The 22,962-nt window shown below is 48.3% G+C and carries 23 protein-coding genes; 6 read left to right on the top strand and 17 right to left on the bottom strand.

What is annotated here, in order from left to right:
- Positions 1-128: 128 nt before the first annotated feature.
- The gene (locus J2I47_RS13920; RefSeq protein ID WP_207365190.1) at positions 129-1,019 is read right to left on the bottom strand and encodes an alpha/beta hydrolase family protein; all 891 of its coding nucleotides are present in this window, start codon (positions 1,017-1,019) and stop codon (positions 129-131) included.
- Positions 1,010-1,150, bottom strand: coding sequence for a hypothetical protein (locus J2I47_RS13915; protein ID WP_207365189.1), 141 nt, complete (start codon positions 1,148-1,150; stop codon positions 1,010-1,012). Before J2I47_RS13915 ends, J2I47_RS13920 begins: the two co-directional genes overlap by 10 nt.
- A 201-nt stretch (positions 1,151-1,351) precedes the next feature.
- Here J2I47_RS13915 and J2I47_RS13910 point away from each other — a divergent pair, with 201 nt between their 5' ends.
- The 3 genes from J2I47_RS13910 to J2I47_RS13900 all read left to right on the top strand — a co-directional run bounded on the left by J2I47_RS13910 (position 1,352) and on the right by J2I47_RS13900 (position 4,584).
- Positions 1,352-1,870, top strand: coding sequence for an antitoxin Xre-like helix-turn-helix domain-containing protein (locus J2I47_RS13910; RefSeq protein ID WP_207365188.1), 519 nt, complete (start codon positions 1,352-1,354; stop codon positions 1,868-1,870).
- 26 nt (positions 1,871-1,896) lie between these two features.
- Positions 1,897-2,379, top strand: a complete 483-nt coding sequence (locus J2I47_RS13905; protein WP_207365187.1) for an RES family NAD+ phosphorylase — start codon at positions 1,897-1,899, stop codon at positions 2,377-2,379.
- A 111-nt stretch (positions 2,380-2,490) separates the two neighbouring features.
- Complete coding sequence (locus J2I47_RS13900) at positions 2,491-4,584, top strand: tetratricopeptide repeat-containing sensor histidine kinase (protein WP_207365186.1); 2,094 nt, start codon at positions 2,491-2,493, stop codon at positions 4,582-4,584.
- A 3-nt stretch (positions 4,585-4,587) separates the two neighbouring features.
- Here the strand turns inward: J2I47_RS13900 and J2I47_RS13895 are convergent, their stop codons facing one another.
- The 12 genes from J2I47_RS13895 to J2I47_RS13840 all read right to left on the bottom strand — a co-directional run bounded on the left by J2I47_RS13895 (position 4,588) and on the right by J2I47_RS13840 (position 19,432).
- Positions 4,588-5,205: a response regulator gene (locus tag J2I47_RS13895; protein WP_207365185.1), complete on the bottom strand. Its 618-nt coding sequence runs from the start codon at positions 5,203-5,205 to the stop codon at positions 4,588-4,590.
- Positions 5,206-5,428: 223 nt separating this feature from the next.
- Positions 5,429-5,671, bottom strand: coding sequence for a type II toxin-antitoxin system HicA family toxin (locus J2I47_RS13890; RefSeq protein ID WP_207365184.1), 243 nt, complete (start codon positions 5,669-5,671; stop codon positions 5,429-5,431).
- A gap of 3 nt (positions 5,672-5,674) precedes the next feature.
- The gene (locus J2I47_RS13885) at positions 5,675-5,884 is read right to left on the bottom strand and encodes a type II toxin-antitoxin system HicB family antitoxin (protein WP_207365183.1); all 210 of its coding nucleotides are present in this window, start codon (positions 5,882-5,884) and stop codon (positions 5,675-5,677) included.
- A gap of 48 nt (positions 5,885-5,932) precedes the next feature.
- Complete coding sequence (locus J2I47_RS13880) at positions 5,933-7,975, bottom strand: radical SAM protein (protein WP_207365182.1); 2,043 nt, start codon at positions 7,973-7,975, stop codon at positions 5,933-5,935.
- Positions 7,972-8,973, bottom strand: coding sequence for a hypothetical protein (locus J2I47_RS13875; protein ID WP_207365181.1), 1,002 nt, complete (start codon positions 8,971-8,973; stop codon positions 7,972-7,974). The genes J2I47_RS13880 and J2I47_RS13875 overlap by 4 nt, the downstream gene beginning before the upstream one ends.
- Positions 8,974-8,988: 15 nt before the next feature.
- Complete coding sequence (locus J2I47_RS13870) at positions 8,989-10,653, bottom strand: ATP-binding protein (protein ID WP_207365180.1); 1,665 nt, start codon at positions 10,651-10,653, stop codon at positions 8,989-8,991.
- On the bottom strand, positions 10,650-12,194 hold the full coding sequence (locus J2I47_RS13865; RefSeq protein ID WP_207365179.1) for an ATP-binding protein: 1,545 nt from the start codon (positions 12,192-12,194) through the stop codon (positions 10,650-10,652). Before J2I47_RS13865 ends, J2I47_RS13870 begins: the two co-directional genes overlap by 4 nt.
- Entirely contained in the window at positions 12,187-13,860 is a 1,674-nt protein-coding gene (locus J2I47_RS13860) for an ATP-binding protein (protein WP_207365178.1), read from the bottom strand. Before J2I47_RS13860 ends, J2I47_RS13865 begins: the two co-directional genes overlap by 8 nt.
- A 10-nt stretch (positions 13,861-13,870) precedes the next feature.
- On the bottom strand, positions 13,871-15,046 hold the full coding sequence (locus tag J2I47_RS13855; RefSeq protein ID WP_207365177.1) for a hypothetical protein: 1,176 nt from the start codon (positions 15,044-15,046) through the stop codon (positions 13,871-13,873).
- Positions 15,047-15,230: 184 nt separating this feature from the next.
- On the bottom strand, positions 15,231-15,536 hold the full coding sequence (locus J2I47_RS13850) for a DUF5615 family PIN-like protein (protein WP_207365176.1): 306 nt from the start codon (positions 15,534-15,536) through the stop codon (positions 15,231-15,233).
- The gene (locus J2I47_RS13845; RefSeq protein WP_207365175.1) at positions 15,536-15,868 is read right to left on the bottom strand and encodes a DUF433 domain-containing protein; all 333 of its coding nucleotides are present in this window, start codon (positions 15,866-15,868) and stop codon (positions 15,536-15,538) included. The genes J2I47_RS13850 and J2I47_RS13845 overlap by 1 nt, the downstream gene beginning before the upstream one ends.
- 21 nt (positions 15,869-15,889) lie before the next feature.
- Positions 15,890-19,432 carry a DEAD/DEAH box helicase gene (locus J2I47_RS13840; RefSeq protein WP_207365174.1) on the bottom strand — a complete coding sequence of 1,181 codons (3,543 nt, stop codon included), beginning with the start codon at positions 19,430-19,432 and terminating at the stop codon, positions 15,890-15,892.
- A 214-nt stretch (positions 19,433-19,646) separates the two neighbouring features.
- On the opposite strand from J2I47_RS13840, the gene J2I47_RS13835 reads away from it, so the two are divergent.
- The 3 genes from J2I47_RS13835 (at position 19,647) to J2I47_RS13825 (ending at position 20,316) form a co-directional block, all read left to right on the top strand.
- Positions 19,647-19,820, top strand: coding sequence for an element excision factor XisH family protein (locus tag J2I47_RS13835; protein ID WP_207365173.1), 174 nt, complete (start codon positions 19,647-19,649; stop codon positions 19,818-19,820).
- The gene (locus J2I47_RS27010) at positions 19,811-19,984 is read left to right on the top strand and encodes an element excision factor XisH family protein (protein ID WP_207365256.1); all 174 of its coding nucleotides are present in this window, start codon (positions 19,811-19,813) and stop codon (positions 19,982-19,984) included. Before J2I47_RS13835 ends, J2I47_RS27010 begins: the two co-directional genes overlap by 10 nt.
- Before the next feature lie 92 nt (positions 19,985-20,076).
- Positions 20,077-20,316, top strand: a complete 240-nt coding sequence (locus tag J2I47_RS13825; RefSeq protein ID WP_310587671.1) for a XisI protein — start codon at positions 20,077-20,079, stop codon at positions 20,314-20,316.
- Positions 20,317-20,349: 33 nt separating this feature from the next.
- Here J2I47_RS13825 and J2I47_RS13820 read toward each other — a convergent pair whose 3' ends face one another.
- The 3 genes from J2I47_RS13820 to J2I47_RS13810 all read right to left on the bottom strand — a co-directional run bounded on the left by J2I47_RS13820 (position 20,350) and on the right by J2I47_RS13810 (position 22,754).
- Positions 20,350-21,261, bottom strand: coding sequence for a D-2-hydroxyacid dehydrogenase (locus tag J2I47_RS13820; protein ID WP_207365172.1), 912 nt, complete (start codon positions 21,259-21,261; stop codon positions 20,350-20,352).
- 111 nt (positions 21,262-21,372) lie between these two features.
- Positions 21,373-21,762 (bottom strand): RidA family protein, encoded by a 390-nt coding sequence (locus tag J2I47_RS13815; RefSeq protein WP_207365171.1) that lies wholly within the window; start codon positions 21,760-21,762, stop codon positions 21,373-21,375.
- Positions 21,759-22,754: a hypothetical protein gene (locus J2I47_RS13810; protein WP_207365170.1), complete on the bottom strand. Its 996-nt coding sequence runs from the start codon at positions 22,752-22,754 to the stop codon at positions 21,759-21,761. The genes J2I47_RS13815 and J2I47_RS13810 overlap by 4 nt, the downstream gene beginning before the upstream one ends.
- Positions 22,755-22,962: the final 208 nt, after the last annotated feature.

Raw genomic sequence — 22,962 nt, 5'->3', positions numbered from 1 at the left:
TAAGTTGGGGTGATGTAGAAGAGGCAACTACAAAGGTCGTGCCTAAACCCCACCACAGAGTGTATATCCCCCTTACTACGAAGAAGGTCAGCCGTTTAGTTCCCCCACAGGCCTGGTGGGCACCCGCCCTATGCAGATGCCACGAGCTTCTGCGTAAACCAGTTTGCGGCCAATGGCCAGAGCAATGTGCTCAGTTCACGCCCAAAAAACCGGGTGTGCCCAATGCTGTCAACGCCAATGTCGGCGGGGTTCAGGCGCTGATACTGAACGGGTGCGTTGGCCAGTTGCGAATACATCCGGGTCATGGCCCTGGGGGTGCAAAGTGGGTCGTCGGTGGCGGAAAACGCCAGCGTAGGGCAGGTCAGATTCAGGTGATGCGACGGGAGATTTAGCTGGGCCAGAAAGTCGAAAATATTCTCGTAGTGCCGCCGCATGGCTATTTCGTGCACAAACTGCGCGGGAATATCGGCGAAGCCCAGCCTGAGGCGTTTGCCCGGAAAATAGCCGTAGCAACGCGTGAGCAGGGGCATAAGCATGAACCACTGAAACCGAAGTTTGGCACTATCCCACCAGCCCGGTCCGAAATCGGGTGGGTAGGCCATTTGGGTACCCACCGTAAAGAAAGCATCCAGCTTCCGGTTTTCGGGTGTGAGCAGGGGCAGGATGCCGCCAATAGAGTGACCCACCAGCCCCAGTGGCAGACCCGGGCATTGGCTCTGAGCATACTGGATAAGGCATTCCGTATCGGTAACCAATTGCCGGAACCCACCCGCAAAATCGACGGTGAGCCGGGGTGGCGCCGACTTGCCTACGCCCCGGTAGTCGTAGGTAATGGTGGTGAAATGATGTTGCGCCATATACTGCGCAAAAGGGCGGTAGTACCGTTGTGAAATACCCACGGCAGTGTTAATAAGCACTACCGCACGGGGCTGTGGTGCGTCAAACACCGTGACGCCCAGTGGGTAGCCGTCCAGGGAACGCACCCGTAACGGCTGGCCGGAGGTTTTGTCTATGGCCATAGCTCATCGGTGATGTCGTCCCAGGAAATGTCGCCTCGGCTCGACGTGAAATCGAACTGATCGAACGAGAATGAATTGAAGAGGAGCAACCCCCAAAAGGCTGCTACAAGTGAAAAAAGGAACGTTTTCATGGGTGACCTAGTGTTTTTTCCACAAAGCTCCCCTTCAAAACTGCCCTCATCAATCGCCGAAGTCGGTGCTTTTATGTCCCGGAGTTCCGTGATTTTGGGGCTACAGTGCCCACGACATAGAATAGACGAATAAGATTTTACGCAAACTTTCAGTTATACTTGTGAATAAGTTCATAAAAATGAACGTTGACGATGACGGCTATGCATCCCATTGCTGCCTTTCGGAAGGGGTTTGACCGCCATGCTATTGATGTGGTGGCGGCGAAAGCAGGGCTCACGAGAAAGGAAATAGCAACGCTGCTGGGCGTGTCTGAACGCCACCTGTACAACAGTTCGGCTAAGCCGTTAAACGCTTTACAGTCGGAACACTTAGCTCGCCTTGGCGAATTATTTGATCGTGGCCTCGTGCTTTTCGATGGCAATAAGGGAGCATTGTCTACCTGGCTCAGAACGCCGAAAATGGCCCTGGCTGTACCTGAAACGGGATACTCTATCAATTTACCTGCCGACTACAAACAACCCGCGCTGTCTGAGTTATTTGCTCCTGCCAACAAGAAACAGACTGAACTAGCCATAAACCAGAACATGGCTCACACTGAGCAGTTGGCTGCTACACAGGAGACGGACTACCCAACGCCCCTGTCTATTCTGGATACGACCACAGGAATTGGCCTTGTTAGCGCTATTTTAGGCCGAATCGAGGCAGGGACATACAGTTAGTTTATCCCTGAGCGCGACGGTAACCCATGGAGGTATATAGACTACTGAAAGCTCCGTATGATACAGACCCTTTATCGGTTGTTGGCTCGGAGCTGAGTCCGGGGCGTTGGAACCTATCCGGGCAGGGTCTGCTATATACAGCCTCTTCGCCCGCGCAGGCGTTGCTCGAAACAATGGCCCATTTCGAAACAGTGCCTCTGCCGGCACTGCCACAGCTGCGGTTATTTGTGCTTAGCGTTGACGAGAGCCTGATTCGGCCTATGAACCAGGCCGCATTGCCCTTGGGATGGAACGCTCCGGGAAGCGCCCGCCTCACCCAACCGTATCTGTTCGACTGGATCGAAGACCCCGTTGCCAAGGCATTTTCGTGTCTGGGTGTTCATGTGCCTTCAGCTGTTTTTGAACTGGAAACCAACTACCTGTTTGCACCCAAGCATCCCGCCTTTACCTCCATCCGGCAGGTAGCCAGTTACCCCATTCGGTTAGACTCGCGACTCTGGCGGCTGTGAGGGGTAGCCTATTTGTACGATAGATAAAAAGTAAGACCGGTTGACTAGCAAAACATTGACAGTGCCCGGCCAGGTGTGGGTTATTTACAGGTTAACCTGTTTGCCACGTTTATGCAGCGCATCTGGCTCCACATTCTGTTGTTTTTGCTTGGGGCTGCTACTACGCTCAACGCCCAGTCATACAAAACGCCGACGTTCAACTTCGACCGGGGGGCGGAGCGGACCTATGTCGATAGTTTGCTGCACCTGTCGCGGCAGCAGGTTTGGCTGATTGGCCAGCAACCTGCCAGCCCCACCGCCGACACCGCCCGCATGGAGTGGCTGCACTTTATGGCTACCGTATACCACAACAGCTTTTCGCGACGTGATAGCAGCCGGGTAATAGCCAGGCAACTGGCGCAGTTGGCCCAGCGCAAGCGCAACATCAAGTACCAGCTGAAGGCGTTGCAGTTGCTGGAACGCTATTACCGGTCGGCGGGGGATCAGTTTACCGAAGCGTTGCGGTTGAATTTTCAGATGCTGAAACTGGTGGAAAACAACCCGCCACTAGCGAACATGTACACCTGGCGGATTTACCGGAACCTGGGCAAGATTAATACCAGTCTGGACCAACACGCCGAAGCCGTTATGCACTTGCTCAACAGCCTGACCTGGTTTGATAAAGATCCCCGCGGCGAACAAAATCAACTGGCCGACTTACACCAGTCGCTGGCAAACGTGTATCTGCTACAGGGTAAGCTTACCGATGCTGAAACGCATTTCATAAAAGCATTGGCCCGTCTTGATAATCAACACGGTAGTCTGTCGAGTCTGGCTTATTTGTCCAACGACTTAGGCCGGCTCTACATCGCTCAGCATAAACCGGCCGTGGCGGTGGCTTACCTGAAGAGAGCTATTATGTATTGGGGGCAACTCAGCAGCCCCATGCCTCAGTCTGATGCGCTGGCCGACATTGCCGAAGCCTACGTGGCACTGGGTCAGCCCGACGACGCTATCGCTAACGCCAAACAGGCACTGGCCCAGAACAAGGTTGTCTTTGCCGTTCGGCGCACTGCACTAGCGGCGTTAGTAGGGGCCTATCAGCTTCAGCACGACTGGAAAAACGCCCTTGATGCCCAGACGCTCTACCTGGCCGTCAAAGCCGACGAGCAGCAGGCCAAAAATCGTACTGAGGCCCTTCGGCAGAACGCCATTTTTGAGCGTGAGCGTCTCGAAACTACTTATCAGCATGCCCATCAGCTACAGGAACAGCGCTACCAGACGTTAGCCCGCGAGGCCGACATTGCCCGGCTGAACAACGCGATTCAGACCAGCGCATTGCAACAGCAAAGCCAAACAAACGCCCTCCGGTTCAAACTGGAAAAAGAGGCGCTGAAAACAGCCGCTACGCAGCGGCAACTAGCTCAGCAAGCCACCATCAAGCAACTCACCGTCAATGAATTGACTACGAGATTGGCAAGCCGAAAGCGGCTGCAGAACACGTTGGTAATGAGCCTGACCATGATCTCCGGCCTGGGCCTGTTGCTGCTTTATTACAGCTTTCGGCTGCGCCGGACTAACCGCGCTCTGCGGGCTAAAAACGCTGAAATCGAGGCTGCTCTCCTTAAGGGTCAACGCCTGGAACGCAAGCGGGTAGCCACTGAACTCCACGACCGGGTAAGCAGTCTGCTGGGTGCCACCAAGATGACGATCCAGACCATCGATGCCGATACGCTACCACCACGGGCTAAAAAGCTTTATGAAAATAGCTTGTTTCTACTCGACGATGCCGCCAAGCAGGTACGTCAACTGTCGCACAACCTGCTGCCCAGCCGGTTGCGCGAACAGGGCTTGGTGCGGGCTATCGATGACCTGGTTGCCCGCCTGAATCTGGCCGATCAGACCGAATTTTCGTTCTCATACCCCGATACCGACCGGTTGCCCCTAAGCGAAACGGCTGAGTTCAACCTTTACGTGATCTGTCTGGAACTGTGCACCAACATCATCCGTCATGCGCAGGCTAGTCACGCCCGCATTGAATTGACCAAACAGGAAAACGGCCTGCAGTTGGTGCTACAGGACGACGGCGTGGGCATACACAACTCGGCGTCGGGCATGGGCCTGACCAACATCCGCGAACGGGCGCAGCAATTGGGTGGTTATTTTTACCTCGAAAGCATTGCCGGGGCTGGTACGCAAACCACTATTTTGGTGCCGGTTAGCTGAACGCTATGCCCGCTGCCGCATGCTGTATTTAAGCAGGCCAAGAGAAGTGTTGATACCCAGTTTCTGGTAAATGCGTTTGCGGTGGGTCTCAACGGTGTTGAACGAGATAAATAGCTTCTCTGCAATCTGCGTACTCGATAACTCATTGATAATTAGATCCGCTACTTCCTTCTCGCGGCTGGTAAGCAGGTTCTCTTCTGGTTGGGTGGGCGTGTCGGTGTCAAGGTCATACACACGGCTGTCGACGTAGCGACGGCCTGCCGCTACAGCCATTATAGCATCGTGGAGTTCAGTCTTGTCGGCCGATTTTGTCACAAACCCGTTAGCGCCAACACGCATGACATGACGAATAAGCTGCGGATCGACTGATCCTGATAAGACCAGAATGGCCAACGTTGGGTGTTGTGCGTGGAAAAGCGAGATCAGGTCGATGCCACTGATAGCGGGTAACATTAAATCGGTCACGAGCACATCGGCATGAACCTCGTCGAGCAGGTTGAGCATCGCATGGGCATCGGTGGCCGTGGCGACCACGTCAAAACTGCCAAATGTATCGAGCAGGTTGGCAAAGCTTTCCAGCACCACCTGATGATCATCTAAAAGGGCTACTTTATACGTCATAACGCATCATCGATTTGCCAGAAAAAGAGGATTACTGGACTACAAATCAACGCATTAACCAGACGGTTTTGTCGCGTAGAAGTACGTGAAGTGGTTGCCGGATAATCAATGTATACTGGTAGCTGGATCCCACCGATTATCCCAGGCTTACCAGTTCTTTCAACTCGTCGTTGAGATCGCCGAGCCAGGTTTCGCCGGTTTTGACGCTCAGGTAAAGTTGCTATTAGCCGAATAATGTTCTAGCGACGTACTCCTTGGTAAAACCGAAATGCCGGGCCACTTCGGAAAGAATTCCATTGAGTATACCAATCTTAACCGGGTCATGGTTAGGAACGGCGATGTAGTGTTGACCATTTTGTTCGGTCGTCACTTTGATGTGACTGCCATTTTGACTAACTAATTCATAGCCAAAGGGTTTCAGTAATTTAATGAGGTCTTTGCCAGAAACGTCGCGGGGCGTTTTCATCAATTACAGCGCGAATACTTCGTCTTTAACAAAGTGAAGATGAGCTAGTTTTGGCATCTCTGTATCCTTGTCGAAGTAGCATTCCACGCCGCCTTTGATGTTTGCCTTTAACTCCTCGACGGTGTCTCCTTCAGCAAAAATAGCTGGGCCTTCGGAATTGGCATAGTAGCCACCCTCTTCGGCCTCATGGACCACAAAAATGATCTCGGTCATATCAGTTTCTCTTTTTACTAAGATACTTCAAGGCGTCTAGTTCCGCAACTATTCTAAATTGACCAACTCCTTCAACTCCTCTTCATTACTTGAGACACCAAGTTCTTTTTCGCTATCCAGGCCATCTTCAAAATCATAAGTAAGTGTTAGCTCGATTGCTTGATTTTCCTTAATCAGTTTGTCGTACTCTGATTTTAGAGCTATAAATTTAGGGTCTTTACTAGGGTCAGCACTTCCTTTGGCCATCGTGTAGTGCCGCAAAAAGTGCCTCGCTTTCTCGCTTGGTTGGTAAGTGTCAATAGTTGCAGTCGTGAAATCTGACCCACAAATCACAGCGTTAACAATTTTCCAATCTTCGCTCAATCTGATTTCTCTAAACTCATTTTCCCAAACTTGGGTATAACCGTAGTCTTTCCGAAAAAGATGCCTGTATACAATGTAAGCTTCTGGCATGTAAAGAATCTCATTGAATTCATTTAAGTCGACTCCAAATGCTTCAGTAAAAAAAGATGACTTTTGTCCACGCTTTGATGGAGCTACTATTCCTTTTGTGACATTTAATATAGACTGAATGGCTCGAATAAACTTTCGATTCCAGTGTTTTCCAGTAAACTCCCGGTGTTTTGCTTCTTCCCCAAAAAGCGGTATATACTTCATTGGAAAAGAAAATATTTGAACGTCCAGCTCAATACACAAATCAGCGTTTTTCTTTAGACGCATCCATAATTCGTTAGGCTTGTCCTGAAAATTATAAAGAATGTAATTAGATAGATCGCGGATACCGTGCTTAGCGGCCAACCTAACTGCTGCCGTATACTGCTTTTCCATTCCCCAGTAGTCGAAAGCGATCCGAAGAGGGCGAATAGGAATCTGAGCCATCAAAGCCATTAGCTCATCGGTAACGTACCGAGCATCAGTGCCTTGGTTAAAATCGACATACCGGTTCTTAGGGGCTTTATTTCTAAATTTTTCATAAATAGTTGCAATTGTACTGTAAGCATTCAGTAAGCCTTCTTTAGTTGTTGTTTCAAGCCCCAACAGTTTATTTTCAGTCAGTGCTGTGTAATATACCTGCGCTGGCTCTCCTTTCAGGCGCTTAAGCATGTCATGCATTAGCCGAAATGTCCGACGTACAAACGCTCTGTCGTTAAAACCCTCCCGAAGATTTTTAACGGACAGTTCTAATTGATTTGGCTCAACGAATTTTGCCCCCTTCGTAAAACCCATAGCCTTTATCTCTTCAATAATTTCGGGGAATTTAGGGCTAGCCAACACATTATTGTCCATGAGCAGGAGGTTCTGCTGCTCACCAAACCGTTCATTGATTTCGCCGAATTTATCAAACGTGTCTATTTTAGGCTTGTAAGTAGGTTCTAAAATAGGCACAGAACAGAAGGAACATTTTCGGGTGCATCCCTTTGTCATGAATGTAAAATAGGCTGAGCGAGTTGGATACTCATATTCTATCTCATCGAGAATTGAATAATCAAGTGGCAGGTCATCGATAATCATTAGGTCACCTTCATCGAGTATCCCAGGCTTATCAAGTAGACCCTTCATGGGCTTAATACCTGTCTCTTGCTCTAACTCCTCATGTAGTAATGACGCCAAAACCCCCCCGACTTTTATTTCATCCGGGTGGCGCACCAATCGTTTAGCAAACTCAATTGTTTCAACTGTAATCTTCCAGTAGAATGTGAAGAGAGTAGTTACGTAGACACGGTCAAACTTGGGATCAAGCTTCCATGTTTTCCGACGCAACCTATCTCCAAAACCCTCCAAACATTTGACAACCAATGGACTATATAGGCTATTAGTAGGCTGTAAAGTGTCGAGTAATTCTTTATTACGAGTTTTGATAAACTGCTTAACTAGACTTTGTTTTTCTGCCCAGTTTGTCGTGTCGTCTATAAAAATTAGTTGTTTTAAGCAGTCTTCCCAAAGTAAATCAAGTACTAAATCATTGAGATTTCCTTTGAAGAACCGCACTTGGTCGCCCCGGTTGCGGTGATAGGTCGCAATCTTCATTAAGCCAATAGGTGGGTACTTATTGGCGTAGTTAGGTTCGAGTAAGAGGATGTTACGATTCATTTGGTATCTTTCCAATTTTCTTTATACATCTTAGAAGACTTGAACAACTGTAGAGGATTTACATCCTCCCAGTCTACCTCATCATGAGCAACAAGACTGGCATTATTGATGAAACCTCCATTTGAATCTACGGAGATAAATTTTCCATTCAAAAAATTATTAATTTGCTGGTTTGAACTTTCAGCGTGTGTTGCGCCTTGGGTTCCAATGATGGTGAAACAAAGCAACGGCTCCGAGTTATCACCTATATAATGTATAACTGGTAGAAAATCAGCGGTAAACTGATGCATTTTAAAATATCCGCTTAAGTGGTAATACACAAAAGCCTTTATCCAATAGGGAGCCTTTTTCCCTTTAGATAAACGTTCAACTACTTGTAAATATTTTTTGAATTGACCATCTGGAGGAAAGTTTTGAAAATTATGAAATTCTTTGCCTTTGAAACTACAGTGTAAAGTTAAAAACATTATGAACTTTTTAGAGGATGGCTTCATACTTTGCTGCAACTTAAGCAACTTTCCAATAGCATCAAATTTAAAAGCTTTTTCCAAGTTCCCTTCCTTGTCACGGTATTCAATTGGTGAAGTTACTTGATTACAGAAGTCGAGATTGTACAAAGTTATTACGTCACCCTGAATAAAATCTTTTTGAGATGCCGAATTATCGAAACCACGTATTATGACCTCTTCAATATATCCGTCGTATAGCTGAAAATCAGACAACTGTTTTTTTCTTTGTAAAGTAAGGCCAATCTCTTCTAGTGCAATAAGTTTCTTTCTTGCCTCTTCCACACTTAGCTGACTTTTGTAATTTCCGCACTCAAAAGCGTATACAATATCAAGATACTCAATCCATTCATGGATATCATATGCATTTTCACCTGGAAGGCCTAAATAAACTAGTTTCTTATTTAAAGTATCATGCAAAAAAGACAAAAGTAGTTTAGCCCAGACTGAACGTATAGCTCTTTTTGATTCAGTACTAAATTGTGCTGACATTACGTAGTTGTTAAGTTAAAGTTGAAGGCTTTCAATTTCTTCTTTTAGTTCGTTAAGTAGTCTATATTGTTGAGATTTATTATCAGCCAGTGAGACAAATTTTTCGTTGATCAAAAATAATATTTTACCTATTACATCAGAATATTCTATGCCAACATCATCAAGCACATCGGTAAGCGATTTGAATTTCTTCAACGTCTCAGATGCCGTATATTGATTGAGGTCTTCCGCAACCGATGCTTGATTTTGAGATTTTTGCTGATGAGGCTTTTTTACATGTTGTTTGTTATTGAAAAGTTGTTCTAAACGAAATCTGATATCTTTTTCGAGTTTTTTTGACACATTTAATAGATTCTGAAAATCAGTATTCCTTTCAACACGTATTATTTTCCCATTTTTATCGGTTTTTAATTTAATATTAACTGTACTATTTATTTCAGCAATTAGATTAATTAACGTATCTGGATTATCTTCATTTGGACTAAATCTAACTAAAATATCTTTTAACTGACCGCCTAATTCATCTAAAAGTTCTTCTGCCTTTTTTTTCTCTTGAAACGCAGTTGATTTGCCATTGAAGAATGGAGCAACTTCTTTAGCAAGTTGTTCATCAAACCATGTTTTAAGAGCGGATACTTCTAATCCATTACGAGCGGCATTGGGTAAAATATCCGGGCTGACAACAATGATTTCACCAATATAGCGGTCAAAATGGGTGTTTGATGATCCAAAAAGACGAGCAAGAGATTCTCTTTTTCCAACAGAAAATCCTTGTTTTTTTAATAAAAAGCCTCTGAGTTCTTTCTTACTAATTCTTTCTTTTGTTGAGTTGAGACACCCCCAAGCGACACCTAATAGTATCCCCCCTTTTTTGATCGATTTAAAAAAAGGCTTTTGCGGTGCTGAGTTAGAAAAATCAGAGTTCAAATAAGGTCTAAATAGATCGGCAGATCGACCACTAACGCCAAGCTTAAGGTTGACTAACTCAAAATGTGCTCCGTTATTATCGCAAGATTCATTGATTGTATCTTCGATTAGACCACCCCATGTAAATTGGTCTCTGTCGAAACGCAAAGGAACGACATCACGTAAGTAATTGCTTAAAAGATCAAAATTATTTAGTGAATCATCCAAAATGGGATCTAAGCCAACCAACTCTACTCGAGTCCCATGTAACACAGGATACTCGTTCTCCATTAAAGAATATTCATCTTGTAATGTAATGTTGTTTTCTAGAAGTGTTTGTAAATCAGTCAGTTGATCGCCATCTATTTCGCCATTTAATCGCTTATCGCGTTGTACATTTAATGTTGAGCGCATCGAGGCAAAATTCATTCGAACTGATTGAGGAGAAGTATCTGCTGTTTTTGTATATATCGTTAGTGTATCGCATAGATGAAATGCACTATATATACCAATACCCATAAAACCTACGTCTTTACCAGGACGTTTGTCTGAAATTCCCATACGCAGAGCCTTACGAAGCGTATCGTAATTCATACCAACACCGTCGTCTTCAATTACAACAGAACTCTGCCTTACACTTACAGAGACATTCTTAGCTTTAGCATCTACTGCGTTTTGGATGTATTCCCTTACTGCATCGCGGGGGTCAGGGTACATACCTCTTGTCAAGATTGAAATAACTTCAGCCCCTATATCGGATTTTGTGAGTTTCATTTGAATTCCTCCTCAATTTTAAGAATCACCGTTTCAGCTAACTCTTTCGGTAAAGCGTTATAAATCACGTTGAATACCCGTTGCATGAGCTTTCGCTGGTCCTTTTTGAGACTCAATTTGTCCGTCCGCAATGGCGACTTACTGATGAAAGGCATCACCATCTCTTCTACCGAAGGGAGGTTAGGCTTGATGATACCTCCCAACACATGCTTGGAAGGGCTTGGTTCGCTGGCGTTTACGGTTTCTCTAAACTTATTGATGACTCGTTCGGCTTGTTGAGCTTTCTGCTGCTTGCGTTCGATCAGTTCTTCCGTCTGCCTAACTTCTTCTTTGTTTGTGAAGCCATTTTGCTGTTTTTCGGCAACCGTCTCGCGTAATGTCTGTAAGTCATCAATGGCTTTCTGGGCATTTTTCAATTCAGACGCTTTGTACGAAACGGCCTGGATGTTGTTGCAGACAGGTTTCAGTTTCTCACGCAATTCAGCAATAGCGACAGTATCTTCGAAATCATCGCGCCGACCGTTAGGAATCAGGTCTTTGTGCCAAGTGTGCACTTCCCCAACCACGTACATATTGAAGCGCGGGTCTTTAAACAGGTTGGCTAAGCGTCGTTCGTTACCAATTTGAATGTTGCTTTTACGCAGCCGTAGCCCTCTCGCCTGATTAATAGGTTTTAATTGGTTATTCTGTGTGTCAGATACGCTATGCCAGCCCCAATAAAGGACTTCATCGTGCTCATTGACACCTTTAAAAAATTGAATATCCTGTATTTCACCAGCTTTGACCCGCTTGCCACTACTCTCAACATAGAAGTAGTTTGTATACGCCTTGTAGAGTTGTTCGTGGTTCAGGAAAACAGTGTAATCGTCCACTACAAGCCTATTTTTACTTAACTCCTCCTGGATACGTTTGCGAAAACTAAAATTGCTGTCGAATGGTAAAGGAGCTACCATGGTTAGGTAATCCTTTACAGCAGTAGTATCCAGTAAAACAGCGCTACTAACCCCTGACATAGTTATTCGAAAATAGTGTGCATCAATGTCTTCACCTGCTGTTTTGAATTGAACAATGCGGCTAATTACATCAGCGGCGTCCTCTTTTTGAGATCGGTCGCTGACGGTACGCTTCAATTCTTTAGCATTCCAGGTCATTACTGACTTAGTTGCTTCTTCCCGGCTCGATGTTTCGAAAACAAGTGTTTCGCAATAAGCCAACCCTCCTAATCGTCCGATACCCCGAAAGCCGCGCTCTCGTCCAATTTCTTTATCGGACTCAGCCACGTTCTGTAAAACGGATACTACTTGGTTCTGAGAAACACCTATACCATTGTCGGTGATGGTGATGGATTTGAGGGCTGTATCAATATGGATAAATATGCTGGCATCCTTTTTCTCAACCAGCCCGATAGATACGGCTTGGTCAATGGCATCGGCTGAGTTCTGAATGTATTCACGATAGATGCACAATGGGTCATCATACATACCAACCGTGAGGTTTTCGATTACGTACTTACCAATAACCGGCTTGACAGACTTATCCATTCTTGAATTGGCGGTAGATAGGATTAGGAAATTTAATATTTAATAGGGACCTGAACACCGGGTTTTGGAGAATGTACTCGCCTTGCTTGAGCCGGGTCATCATCGACTTGTACACAGTAGGTACGTATTGATAATCGCCCTTGGAAACCTCAATGCCGTTTGTTCGCCCGTAGGCGTGGGTAGCGCAGTTGCCCTTGACCCTATCGTGAATGTCGCTCCTAAATTGTTCAGCAGCAAACAGGACTATACCCAATGACCGTCCTCGTTCTGTAACTTCGAGGATACGGCGTAGCACCGGCGAGTTGCGAGGTACGTCCTTGGAAGCGTATTTGTTCAACTCGTCTACAAAGACGATGATTTTCGACGGAATGTCTTCTTCCTTTCTATCATCAATCTGTCCGAGTTTAAGATCATAAATTGAACTCATCACATCGCCAAAAACGAACCCTTGAGTTTCTTCATCCAATTTAGCCACATCAATGACGTAAACATCATTTTTCTGAATGTTTTGAATGGCCTCTTGCAACCGCCTATCTCCCTTTTTGTGATCTACGTTATCGTTGAAGATTAAGCTTTTCTCAAGAATTCGATTTATATGGCGGTTGAATTTTCGCCAGCTAAGTATCGATATCTCCTTGTCCTTCGCGTTTCCGGCCTGCTTGTATTCGCTGAGTTCTTGTCGAAAGTCATTCCAATTGGTCTTTTTTGAGAATTCACTGCTATCGGAGCTTATTGTAGCCACGATGGATTCCATTGTACCATTTGGATCATCAATGTTAGCGAACAACATATCTATTTTGTCCTTGTCATCGCTGTAAGTGTACTTGTATTGAAAAGCTTTACCCTCGTGTTTTTGTGTGTCGAAATCTCGGCCATATGTAGCCGTGTTTAAATCCTTTGCGTAGGGATAGAAGTATTTTACCTGAGCGAAGGGTGCTGGTTCAACGCCAAGTTCCTTATAACGATTGCGGTCATCATCGGTTAAGGCATCATTGGATTCATCTAAGGCTAACAGGTCCCGTCCTTTCACGTTCAGAATGACAAAGGCTACACTATCCTTATGCTGATGTGCATTCTTCATGTATTCATTCTGAATGCTTTTCAGCAGAAACATTGCGTAGGATGTCTTTGCTGCCAGTCCTGATATGCCGGAGATATTGAGGTGGGCACCCTCTGGTCCAATTAAGAAATGAGAGTTGAAATGCACTGGGATGGTAATTGGATCTTCCTCATACATCTGAATGTAGCCACCCGGTAGAGGATTCTTTACATCAGAAAGTCCTAAAGCCTTTCTGACATTTTCTTCATCCGCTAGTGATACTGCTTGCCCGTCAAGTACAGGTGTATATATGTCTTGCGAGTTACCTACGACGCGGGCTTTGACATAATTCATACCAATACGTTGAGTATTGAGGCTGGCTGATACATCCCCAAAATCACTCGAAATAAAGCCTGCTAACGAACTAGCAGAATCGGTTATGTGTGAAATTTCTTCAACGACCCCATACGTTAGCGATCTCTCCGAGCAGCTTTTGGATTGTAGGTGTTCAACCGTCACAACGTCAAACGGCTTAATAATTAGCTTTTTATCAGTCCAAAAGTGGAATTCATCAATCGTAGATGGGGATTTTTCGGTGGCAATGACCTTGCCAATCTGTTTAGGCATTGTAACGAGTTTAGAAAAGGTTAATAAAGTACAGGTCACTTAGGTAGCGACTCTTAATGAATGTTTCTGTCAGGTATACTGGATACAAATGGTTAGCCCACCGTTGGTCTTTGCCATAACATACTGGGTTACGCTCATTGATGATATTGGCCGTAATCCGGTCCACCTCTGAACTGTCCAACCCGTAATTCTGCTCATCATCCGTCACCAAAATCTTTTCTAATTTCACCACACCAGCAAACGGACTATCGCTGTGTTTGCGCTCCCGAATTCGAACGTACCAAATGGCGAAGTAGACATTCCCCACTCGGCTTTCCTGGTACATAGCTACCGGAGTCCGGTGATAAGGCAGCAAATCAGCAATAGCAGACGCGTTACTCTGACCACGCTTGTCCTTGGAGAACTCAGGGTTGAATAACTTAGACACGCCTACAACGCGCCGAAAATTGCTTCGGAAGCGAGCTGTTTCAATATCCACGGCCTTTATTCCTGTTTTAGGGTATTGGAGTGAACCGTCCTTGATGAGGTAGTTATCTTGATTTAGTAGGTTATTGCGCACCAGTTCTTCCACTACCTTTTTCTCAGACGCAATCATCTTGGCTTGAATCTTAACCGTCCCCCGGTCCATGTACTCTTCGCGTCCCCCATCGTTTCGGTCTGAATTGTAGGGCAGTACTTCTGAAAATTGAAGACCGAATCGCTTCAAGCGCTGCATTTCATTAATCTGGCTTAACAGATTGCCAAAAAACAGTTCTGGTCGCCCCATTCCGTCACTAGCGGCGAGTGTAGGTAATGATAGGACAAGATGATTTTCAAATATGGCTGTTCTAAACGTGTCAGGACTTTTTCGTTCACAGCAAGCAACGCCCACCTGCCCCCCAACTACCGGAAAGATACGTTTCTGATAAGCTATATCATCTACTTTATAAACACGCCGCGACCCATCTAAAAAGTAGCTAAACAACGGTGCCTCAGTGTGTTGTATCTGGCGAGCTAGTTGTTTAAGATCTTTGGTTGTTCGCAAGCTAGTGTCAGTTTCACCAAACTTATCTCTTTGTATAGTGAAGTATTGCGGATCATCATAAGATAAAGACGGAATATTTACCTCTGCGTCTACGCAATAGCGAGCTGATTTGTAAAAAGTGCCAGATGTCTGTTCGGCTATAAATTGTAAGAGACTGCTCATCAGAACTAATTAGATGCTTTCATATACTGCTGATTTTCAAATATACATAAGTCACCCAAACCAGGAAATCTATTTCCTGTAACTATCTCAAACTAACCAGTTCCTACAATTCGTCGTTGTTGGAGTCTCTGAGCCAGGCTTCGTCGGTTTTATTGTGGCTGGTGTTGGACACGAAATAGCTGCCCTACAATTGAGTCGGCTTCGTCAAGGCACAGAGCAATGCGATTGACCAGCGCCTTAAAATCACTATCGACTGTGCAGATAAGAATGCCAGCGTGATCGGGTGCTGCTTATGCAATTTGATAAAATCTTTTCGGTTCTGAGTAACAACGCACCGGTTTAGCGAAGTGCCCAGAGTCAATATTTCATCATCTGGAATAGCCAATCCAGCCATGCCTAAATCGAGTAAAGTCAATATGTCGTAGCCGTGTTGCTGCAGTACAGTTACAGTGGGTATTGGCAGGTTCTCATCGGCTAAAAGCAATGCCATCAGTCGACTTCATTTTCAGTTATGGCCTGCTCAATTTCAGAAGTATTAGTGCGCACATAGGCCCAGGCATTTGCCAGATCAACAGCGTGAAGCGTAGGGTAAGCCAACAGCAGATCGGCTTCGGTGGCACCAAGGCGACGGGCCTGTTCGAGCACCCAGACCGGAATACGAGTTCTGGCAATGCAGGCCGCACCGCCTGCCACATCGGCTGTTTGTTCAATGCCAGGGAATGTATCGCCTAGGTCGCGTACGATCCACTGTAATACCTGTGCTTTCTCCGCCCGCGAGAGGCGGCTAAGCAGTTGTTCGGTCTCCAGAATGGCAGTGCTCATAGCTGAAAGTTACGAAAATTCTTATCCCAGGCTCACCAGTTCTTTCAACTCGTCGTCGTTGAGGTCGCCGAGCCAGGTTTCGCCGGTTTTGACGCTCAGGTCGGCAAGTTCTTTTTTGGAGCGGATCATGGCGTCGATTTTCTCTTCCAGCGTACCCTGATTCATCAGGCGGTAGACCAGTACGTTCTTGGTTTGGCCGATACGGAAAGCCCGGTCGGTGGCCTGATTCTCTACGGCGGGGTTCCACCAGAGGTCGAAGTGGATGACGTGGTTGGCCTGGGTGAGGTTGAGGCCCGTGCCGCCCGCTTTCAACGACAGAATGAAGGTATGGTCGGAGCGGTTTTTCTGAAATTGCTCCACCATCTCGTCGCGGTCGGGGCGCGAGGTGCCGCCGTGCAAAAAGAGTGGTTCCTGCCCGAACGCCTGCTGAATAAACTCTTTTAATAGCTCACCCATTTCGCGGTACTGCGTGAAAATCAAGACTTTTTCGTGGCTGGCGTAGATTGTTTCGAGCAGATTGAGCAGCATCTGCACCTTGCCGGAAAGGGCCGGATTTGTGTTGCCTTTCTTCAGATACTGGTGCGGGTGGTTGCCAATTTGCTTTAAGGCGGTCATCAGTTTCAGCACTAGCCCACGCCGGGCAATGCCGTCTTTTTCTTCAATGGCCCGCAAACTCTCCGACACCACGCTCTGGTATAACGCGGCCTGTTCCGACGTCAGGGCGCAGTATTGGTTGTTCTCAATCTTGTCGGGCAGGTCGCTGATGATACTCTTGTCGGTTTTGACGCGGCGGAGCAGAAACGGACTGGTCACGCGCCGGAACAGATCAAGCTTTTGCTGGTCGCGCTCCTGCTGAATGGGTTTGCCAAACTCTTCGTTGAACTTGCTCATACCCCCCAGGTAGCCCCGATTCACGAAGTCCATAATGCTCCAGAACTCAGACAGCCGGTTCTCCACGGGTGTGCCGCTAAGCGCAATCCGGATGCCTGACTTCAGTGTTTTCACGGCCTTCGTCTGCTCAGTATCGTTGTTCTTGATGTTCTGCGCTTCATCGATGATCAGCACCGCCCAGGTCTGTTTTTTGAACGTCTCCAGGTCCGACCGTACCACGCCATAGGTGGTCAGCAGCAGGTCATAATCGCCTGCCTTCTTACCCTCGGGTAGCTTGCGGTTGGCACCATGATACACGTGTGCTTTCAGATCCGGGGCGAAACGGGCAATCTCTTTTTGCCAGTTGGTGAGCAGCGTTGTGGGGAGCACCACAAGGCCTTTCTGCTTCAAAAAACGCCCCTCCTGCTTGAATTTAAGCAACAACGTGATTACCTGGATCGTCTTGCCCAGTCCCATGTCGTCGGCCAGGAGGCTACCCATTCCGAGGGCCGTGTTCTTTACGAGCCAGTCGTAGCCGCGTTGCTGATAAGGGCGCAGTTGGGCGTTGAGGCGGTCGGGCAGGGGTTGAGCAGCGGTGTCGGTAAACTGCTTCAATAGCGCCCGCACGTCGGCGCCAATACCCACGCGGTTGCCCTGAAACTCTTCGGCCAACGCCGCGCGAAGCAGGTCAGAACCCGTCAGTTCGGGTGGTTTGGTGAGTTGCTTTTGCAGCCGGGCAAACTCGTTGGGGTCAATCAACACGTACTGATCTTTGATCTTCACCAGCCCCGTCCGGTTGTCCACCAGCGTTTGGAACTCGTTGGCACTCACAAAGTCGTCGCCGAGGGCTACCTGCCAGTCGAAGGTGAGCATGTCGTCGAGCTTCATAAAGGCGTTGTTGGCTGATACCTTGGCCTTCAATCGTGCCCCCACCTGCGGACGCACCCAGTGTTGCAGCGATTTTGGCAACAAGAGCGAAATGCCCAATAGCTGCATCCGGGGCAGGGTTTCGAGCAAAATCTTGACAAAATCATCCGGCGCATAACTCAAAAATGACGGGCCATTTTTCTTCGTTAGCTTTGCTAAATCAGGGAAGTGCCGCGATAGCACAAGCAGATCCTGCAAGACAGCCATGCGAATTTTGGCGTGTTTGGTTTCGTCCAGAATCTCGGTCAGCGGCACAGGTGCGGCGGCATCTTCGGCCTGCCGGTCACGAATGAGCAAACTGAGCTTAAACACATCGCCAGGCGAAACGCCGCCCCGGTCCGAGTCTTCAACGGCCAGGATAGGCACGAACCGTTTTTGACCCAGAAAGAAATCGTTGAGCCAAAGCTGCATGGCCAACGGTTTTTCGCGCTTGCCAAACCCCTCGAACTTCAGAATCTCCTGCCCAAAAAAGAGCCGGTCGGCATCTTCCAGCGGCCAGCGTTCCCAGAGCTCTACGGTGGGCTGTTTGATGGGCTGCCGAAGGAGTAGGCTACTGAGCATCAGCACCTGCTCGGTAGGCGAGGCAGGCGCGAGAATGTCTTTCTGCCAGCGAACGGTAAGCAGATCGGGTGGTAGCTGCGTGCTGATAATTTCTACCTGTCGCCGCACGGCTTCGTTGAGCGTGGCGGGTACCCACCGCACCCGATACTGATTTTCGTCGGTGCCAATGCGCAACAGTTGCGGTACCACGGCCCCCCGGCGGAGCAACGCCGCCGTGAACTGACGGGTGAGGTACAAGGCACGAACGGAGTCGCTCATGTCGGGCCAGTCGGCGTCGGTGAGGTCGGCGAGCCAGCCCATCAAATCAGCAATGGCAAAGTGGGGCAGTGGCCGGGCGTCGCCGTGTTCGCTGAAAATATTGATCTTCCGCAGGTCCAGCAACTCGTCCAGTTGCAGTTCCAGGCTGTCGCTTGGCTCGGGGTGGCTCACCACCACTTTGTCGGCCATCGGCTTGGCAAACAGCTTATAGGCCTTAGCGAGGTCTTTGTGAAAATTGCTTTTGGTAAAGGTTGTTTCGGGTGTCAGCAGCCCCAGTAGCGAGTCGGCCAGTGTGGGCAAGGCCGCAAAGTCGAGCGCATTCCGCGACGCCTCGTCGGGCTTCCAGTCATCCTCATCGCCCACCGAATCGAGCAGGTCATCGGTCAGCAAATCCTGCACCGACAGCACTGTTTCCATGCCGCCGCCCCCTATGGTGTCAGTGGGTAGGTCTGAGAGCAGGTCAAGGCCTTTTAAGCCAAACACCAGGAATGGATTTTGGTCTATTTCATTGGTGATCAAATAGATGACTGCCGCCAGGTGTTTGCAGGGCATGGCGTAGTCGGGGCAGGAGCAGCCCGCCTGTAGCTCTGAAAACGACCGCGGGAAAAGCCGGATGCCCCGCTTGTCGGCAAAGTCGATGAGGTCGGGCGGAAGTTGTCGGTTCAGCAATTGCGCCAGCAGAGCGGGGTTGTTGCGTATCTCGGTAAGCAGCGCTTTTTTCTCATTGGCCTCAAACAGTGGCACAGTGAGTTTGGTCTTGTACGGTCGGGGTTTGCTGCCCTGCACCTGCGCGCTAATCTGGTTGGTATCAATTTTCAGGGCACGAACGGCCCCTTTGTTGGCGTAGGTTTTGCCCCGTGGCAGGCGGTTGGCTTCGTCAATGCGGGTTAGTGCCTGAAGCCACTGCTGCCCCCACCAGGTCTTCCCATACGTTATGCGTTCGGCCATTCGCTGCTCACCAGTTAGTTAATTCCGCAAAGGTACGGGGTAACGCCGAAACGATGGGGTTAGTTGGAAAGTGGGTTGCGTGAGGATGCCTGACAACTCCTGGTTTACCTTGTAGTACCTCGCTTCAACTGAATGTACTATTTTGGGTCTATTACATCAAACAGTTCGAGAAGCCCTTGAAGCGGACGGCTAGCTTATTACGCATGACCCGTTGATGTTAAAAGTTGGCGGCCTTCGGTTAGAAATAGATTTAGCTGCCGAGCAGGTTCTGGCAGCAGAAAGAGGGAAAGAACAGATTGCTGTTGAAATCAAAAGCTTCCTAAGTAAATCGAAACTGAATGATTTCTATGAAGCAAAAGGCCAGTACGATGTGTATGTATTGGTTTAGCCGCTGAAAATATTGACCGTGTTCTTTTTCTGGCAGTCGACACAGATGTCTATACCTCGTTCTTCACCAAATCACTAATTTCCCAGACTATAGAGCAAGATCGAATATCACTTCTTATCATCGATATTACGACCAAACGAATTATAAAATGGATAACTCAATAGCTCAGTTTCGCTCCGTCATCACTGACGTCCTTCAGACGTATTACGCGTTGCCATCTGTCGGGCGAATCACTGATGACATTGAAGAGTAGCTAATTATTGATACTGAACGTGATCATTATCAGATACTTACTATTGGATGGGAAGATGGTAAGCGGGTATATTATCCCATATTTCATTTGGATATTAGAAACGACAAGATTTGGGTGCAGGAAGATGCTACAGATTATGATCTGGTAGGTGAGCTGGAACGGCACGGGATCGCCAAATCGGATATTGTATTGGCCTTCCATGCTCCTTACAAACGCCCTTACACGGGCTATGCAGTAGCATAAATAAATCTGCTTCGTCTTGCCACATCGGTAGAATCAGTATCCCCTCCCCAATTGCACCTGATTGTCCAGCGGTTCGCCACGCTGAAACTTATCGAAGTTGCGGACGAACTGCGCCAGTTTGCCTTCATCCTCCGTGCGTTGGCCCCCGGCGGTGTGCTGGGTGAGCAGTACGTTGGGCATCAGCCAGAGGGGGCTTTCAACGGGCAGCGGCTCCTGTTGGGTTACATCAAGCGCCGCCCCACCGAGGTGGCCGTTTTGCAAGGCAGCAATCAGTGCGGTTTCGTCAACGGTATTGCCCCGGCCCACATTGGCAAAGAAACTGCCCGGCTTCATGGCGGCTAACACGTCTGCCGACACAAACCTATCAACGGAGCCGGGAAGGGTGTTAATCAGCAGATCGGTGGTGGGCAGGGCAGTCAGCAACTCGTCAAGGGTGTGTAGTTGGGCATCAGGATTTGTGCGGGCCATAAGCAGTATGTGGCACTGAAAACCACCCAGAATAGACCGCACGGCCTGCCCAATGCTACCTGCCCCCAGGATCACAACGCGTTGCCGATGGAGCGTGTGCATGGTGTAGCGCAGGGGCATACCTACCCAGTTCTTCGCCCGTTGTTGAACCGCCAATTCGTCGAGGCGGCGATACAGGGCCAATACAGCCCCCACGATGGTTTCGGCGCAGGGCCAGGCAAAAAAATCACCCATGTTGCAGACCGGAATAGCCAGGTTCAGGTCGGTGTATTTGTCAAACCCGGCGGAGTCTAACTGCCAGAACTTAAGGTTTTTCATTTGCCGCACCTGCTCAGCAGGCGGGTTGCCCATGAGCACGTCAACTTGCTCCAGCGGGGTTGTTCCATCACGAAACGTGACTGTATGTCCATTACCGATTTCCTGGCGGAGCACCTGTTGATTGACTGCGTTGAGAGGTGTCTGGATGAAGATATGCATACGTTGAAGAGGACCGCTGATCGAGCAGGTAGAGCAGATTTGCGCTGATGCTGACTTTTGATCCGACTGAAATAAATTAATTAGTTGTGGAAACCTGCTCCATTGGCCCAATCAGCGATCCCCTAAAATCGCTGTGAATTCTATTTCGATCAGGTAGTCAGGGCTGATGAGGGCACTGACTTCGTAGATACTGGTAACAGGTTTGATAGACCCAAATACGGCACCGTGGGCCTGCGCGATTTCTTCCCAGCGAGATACATCAGTGGTGAACATGCGTGTACGGACCACGTCGCTCATGGCTGCCCCCAGGCCTGACAGCACCTCGGCGATACGGTCGAGAATGTTTTTGGTTTGGGCGTAGATGTCGTCGGCTTTCACAGTTGTACCATCCACAATTGCTACCGTGCCCGATACTTCGATCACGTTGCCAATTCTAACGGCCCGACAGTAGCCCATTTTATCTTCCCAGGGCGAGCCGGAAAGCACGTTTTGTCTGGTCATAGAGGCTGAACTGAAAACTGTTTTGGGTTATCCATAAATAGCGCAACCTGCGTTACCGTGCGCGTAAGGCCATATATGCCTTTGACTACCACAGGCTCCCGAAGGGTAATCAGCACATTCGGAGCAGTTGCCAATGCTGCGTTGAGCAGACCCGGCTGCTTCGCTGGCTTGTCGAAAATGGGTATAACCGCGGCAATACTGTTGAGTGGAATAATCGCTTCCCACCGTATGTCAAGGCGAAGGTGTACCGCATTGTCTGTACGAAACGACGGTCTTTTCTGGATCGTATTGATAATTGCCAGCACCACCAGACACCCGTATAGGCTCAGCAGCGTGACCCAACATGCGACCGTTGGCGACCAGCGGCTTAACATGACATGCATGGCCGTCGCTTCAATAAGGCCCACACCCAGCAGCCCAATCAGCAGGGCCACCTGTCCCGACTCGCGGTGAGTAGTTATGGGTGTAGCACCAGTGGGCAGGTCGGTGGGGTTCCGCCAGTTGAGCAAAGCATAATAGATCACCTGGCCTTCCGATACGATAAGACGGGCTGCCCTCTGGCCAAAAACGGCCGACAAGCTTCCTCGCAAGGCTATCTGGCGATCGTGCGCAGGGCGCAAGGCGCGATAGGTACGAATAATGGTGCGGAGACGAAAGGTCGTAATCACCAAGACAGAGCCCTCCAGCAATGCCAGCAAACCGGGCCAGGCTAGCTGCAAGGAGGGCAGCGTTGCCGGAATCATAAACAGGGCTACGCGCAACATGGCCACCGCAAACAGCACCGTCCGGCTGACTGGTAAACGCAGAGGTCGGGCTATCAATCCATAGAAAAGCGCCGTAGTCAGGACCGTACAATCGAACAAAATACCGACAGATAGGGCTAGCGGGTGTTTACCAAAGGCAGCTGTTTTGGTAATGGCGAGTTCAATCCCGAGCAGGCAGGCTATCAGCAGGACACAGGCTGTAGAGCGGTGAGCGGCGGAATTCGTCATTGGGCAGGAGGCCATTTTGCGGTGCGATTTGGCTACCGGCTAATATAAGCGATTGGGAAGGGTAAGGAAATTCAGTGCCTGACTTACTGCTACATAACGGTGAAAAGAAGTTTCTGGACAAAAGAACTAAATAGGTCAATTTATCAAAATAAAATTCGGAAATACTGAGAAAAGCATTGTTAAAAGTTTGATATTTAATCAATAAGCC

This window comes from Fibrella rubiginis (assembly GCF_017353185.1).
Taxonomy (GTDB): domain Bacteria; phylum Bacteroidota; class Bacteroidia; order Cytophagales; family Spirosomataceae; genus Fibrella; species Fibrella rubiginis.
This window is presented reverse-complemented; position numbering and strand designations above follow the sequence as displayed.

Bases quoted from the DNA above. Each gene is read 5' to 3' on its own strand.
- J2I47_RS13855 (WP_207365177.1), bottom strand. From the start codon at position 15,046: ATGAGCAGTCTCTTACAATTTATAGCCGAACAGACATCTGGCACTTTT.
- J2I47_RS13820 (WP_207365172.1), bottom strand. From the start codon at position 21,261: ATGCATATCTTCATCCAGACACCTCTCAACGCAGTCAATCAACAGGTG.
- J2I47_RS13860 (WP_207365178.1), bottom strand. From the start codon at position 13,860: ATGCCTAAACAGATTGGCAAGGTCATTGCCACCGAAAAATCCCCATCT.
- J2I47_RS13840 (WP_207365174.1), bottom strand. From the start codon at position 19,432: ATGGCCGAACGCATAACGTATGGGAAGACCTGGTGGGGGCAGCAGTGG.
- J2I47_RS13810 (WP_207365170.1), bottom strand. From the start codon at position 22,754: ATGACGAATTCCGCCGCTCACCGCTCTACAGCCTGTGTCCTGCTGATA.
- J2I47_RS13850 (WP_207365176.1), bottom strand. From the start codon at position 15,536: ATGGCATTGCTTTTAGCCGATGAGAACCTGCCAATACCCACTGTAACT.
- J2I47_RS13835 (WP_207365173.1), top strand. From the start codon at position 19,647: ATGTTAAAAGTTGGCGGCCTTCGGTTAGAAATAGATTTAGCTGCCGAG.
- J2I47_RS13870 (WP_207365180.1), bottom strand. From the start codon at position 10,653: ATGAAACTCACAAAATCCGATATAGGGGCTGAAGTTATTTCAATCTTG.
- J2I47_RS13920 (WP_207365190.1), bottom strand. From the start codon at position 1,019: ATGGCCATAGACAAAACCTCCGGCCAGCCGTTACGGGTGCGTTCCCTG.
- J2I47_RS13910 (WP_207365188.1), top strand. From the start codon at position 1,352: ATGCATCCCATTGCTGCCTTTCGGAAGGGGTTTGACCGCCATGCTATT.
- J2I47_RS13815 (WP_207365171.1), bottom strand. From the start codon at position 21,762: ATGACCAGACAAAACGTGCTTTCCGGCTCGCCCTGGGAAGATAAAATG.
- J2I47_RS13865 (WP_207365179.1), bottom strand. From the start codon at position 12,194: ATGGATAAGTCTGTCAAGCCGGTTATTGGTAAGTACGTAATCGAAAAC.
- J2I47_RS13895 (WP_207365185.1), bottom strand. From the start codon at position 5,205: ATGACGTATAAAGTAGCCCTTTTAGATGATCATCAGGTGGTGCTGGAA.
- J2I47_RS13905 (WP_207365187.1), top strand. From the start codon at position 1,897: ATGGAGGTATATAGACTACTGAAAGCTCCGTATGATACAGACCCTTTA.
- J2I47_RS13890 (WP_207365184.1), bottom strand. From the start codon at position 5,671: ATGAAAACGCCCCGCGACGTTTCTGGCAAAGACCTCATTAAATTACTG.
- J2I47_RS13885 (WP_207365183.1), bottom strand. From the start codon at position 5,884: ATGACCGAGATCATTTTTGTGGTCCATGAGGCCGAAGAGGGTGGCTAC.
- J2I47_RS13915 (WP_207365189.1), bottom strand. From the start codon at position 1,150: ATGAAAACGTTCCTTTTTTCACTTGTAGCAGCCTTTTGGGGGTTGCTC.
- J2I47_RS13880 (WP_207365182.1), bottom strand. From the start codon at position 7,975: ATGAATCGTAACATCCTCTTACTCGAACCTAACTACGCCAATAAGTAC.
- J2I47_RS13875 (WP_207365181.1), bottom strand. From the start codon at position 8,973: ATGTCAGCACAATTTAGTACTGAATCAAAAAGAGCTATACGTTCAGTC.
- J2I47_RS13845 (WP_207365175.1), bottom strand. From the start codon at position 15,868: ATGAGCACTGCCATTCTGGAGACCGAACAACTGCTTAGCCGCCTCTCG.
- J2I47_RS13900 (WP_207365186.1), top strand. From the start codon at position 2,491: ATGCAGCGCATCTGGCTCCACATTCTGTTGTTTTTGCTTGGGGCTGCT.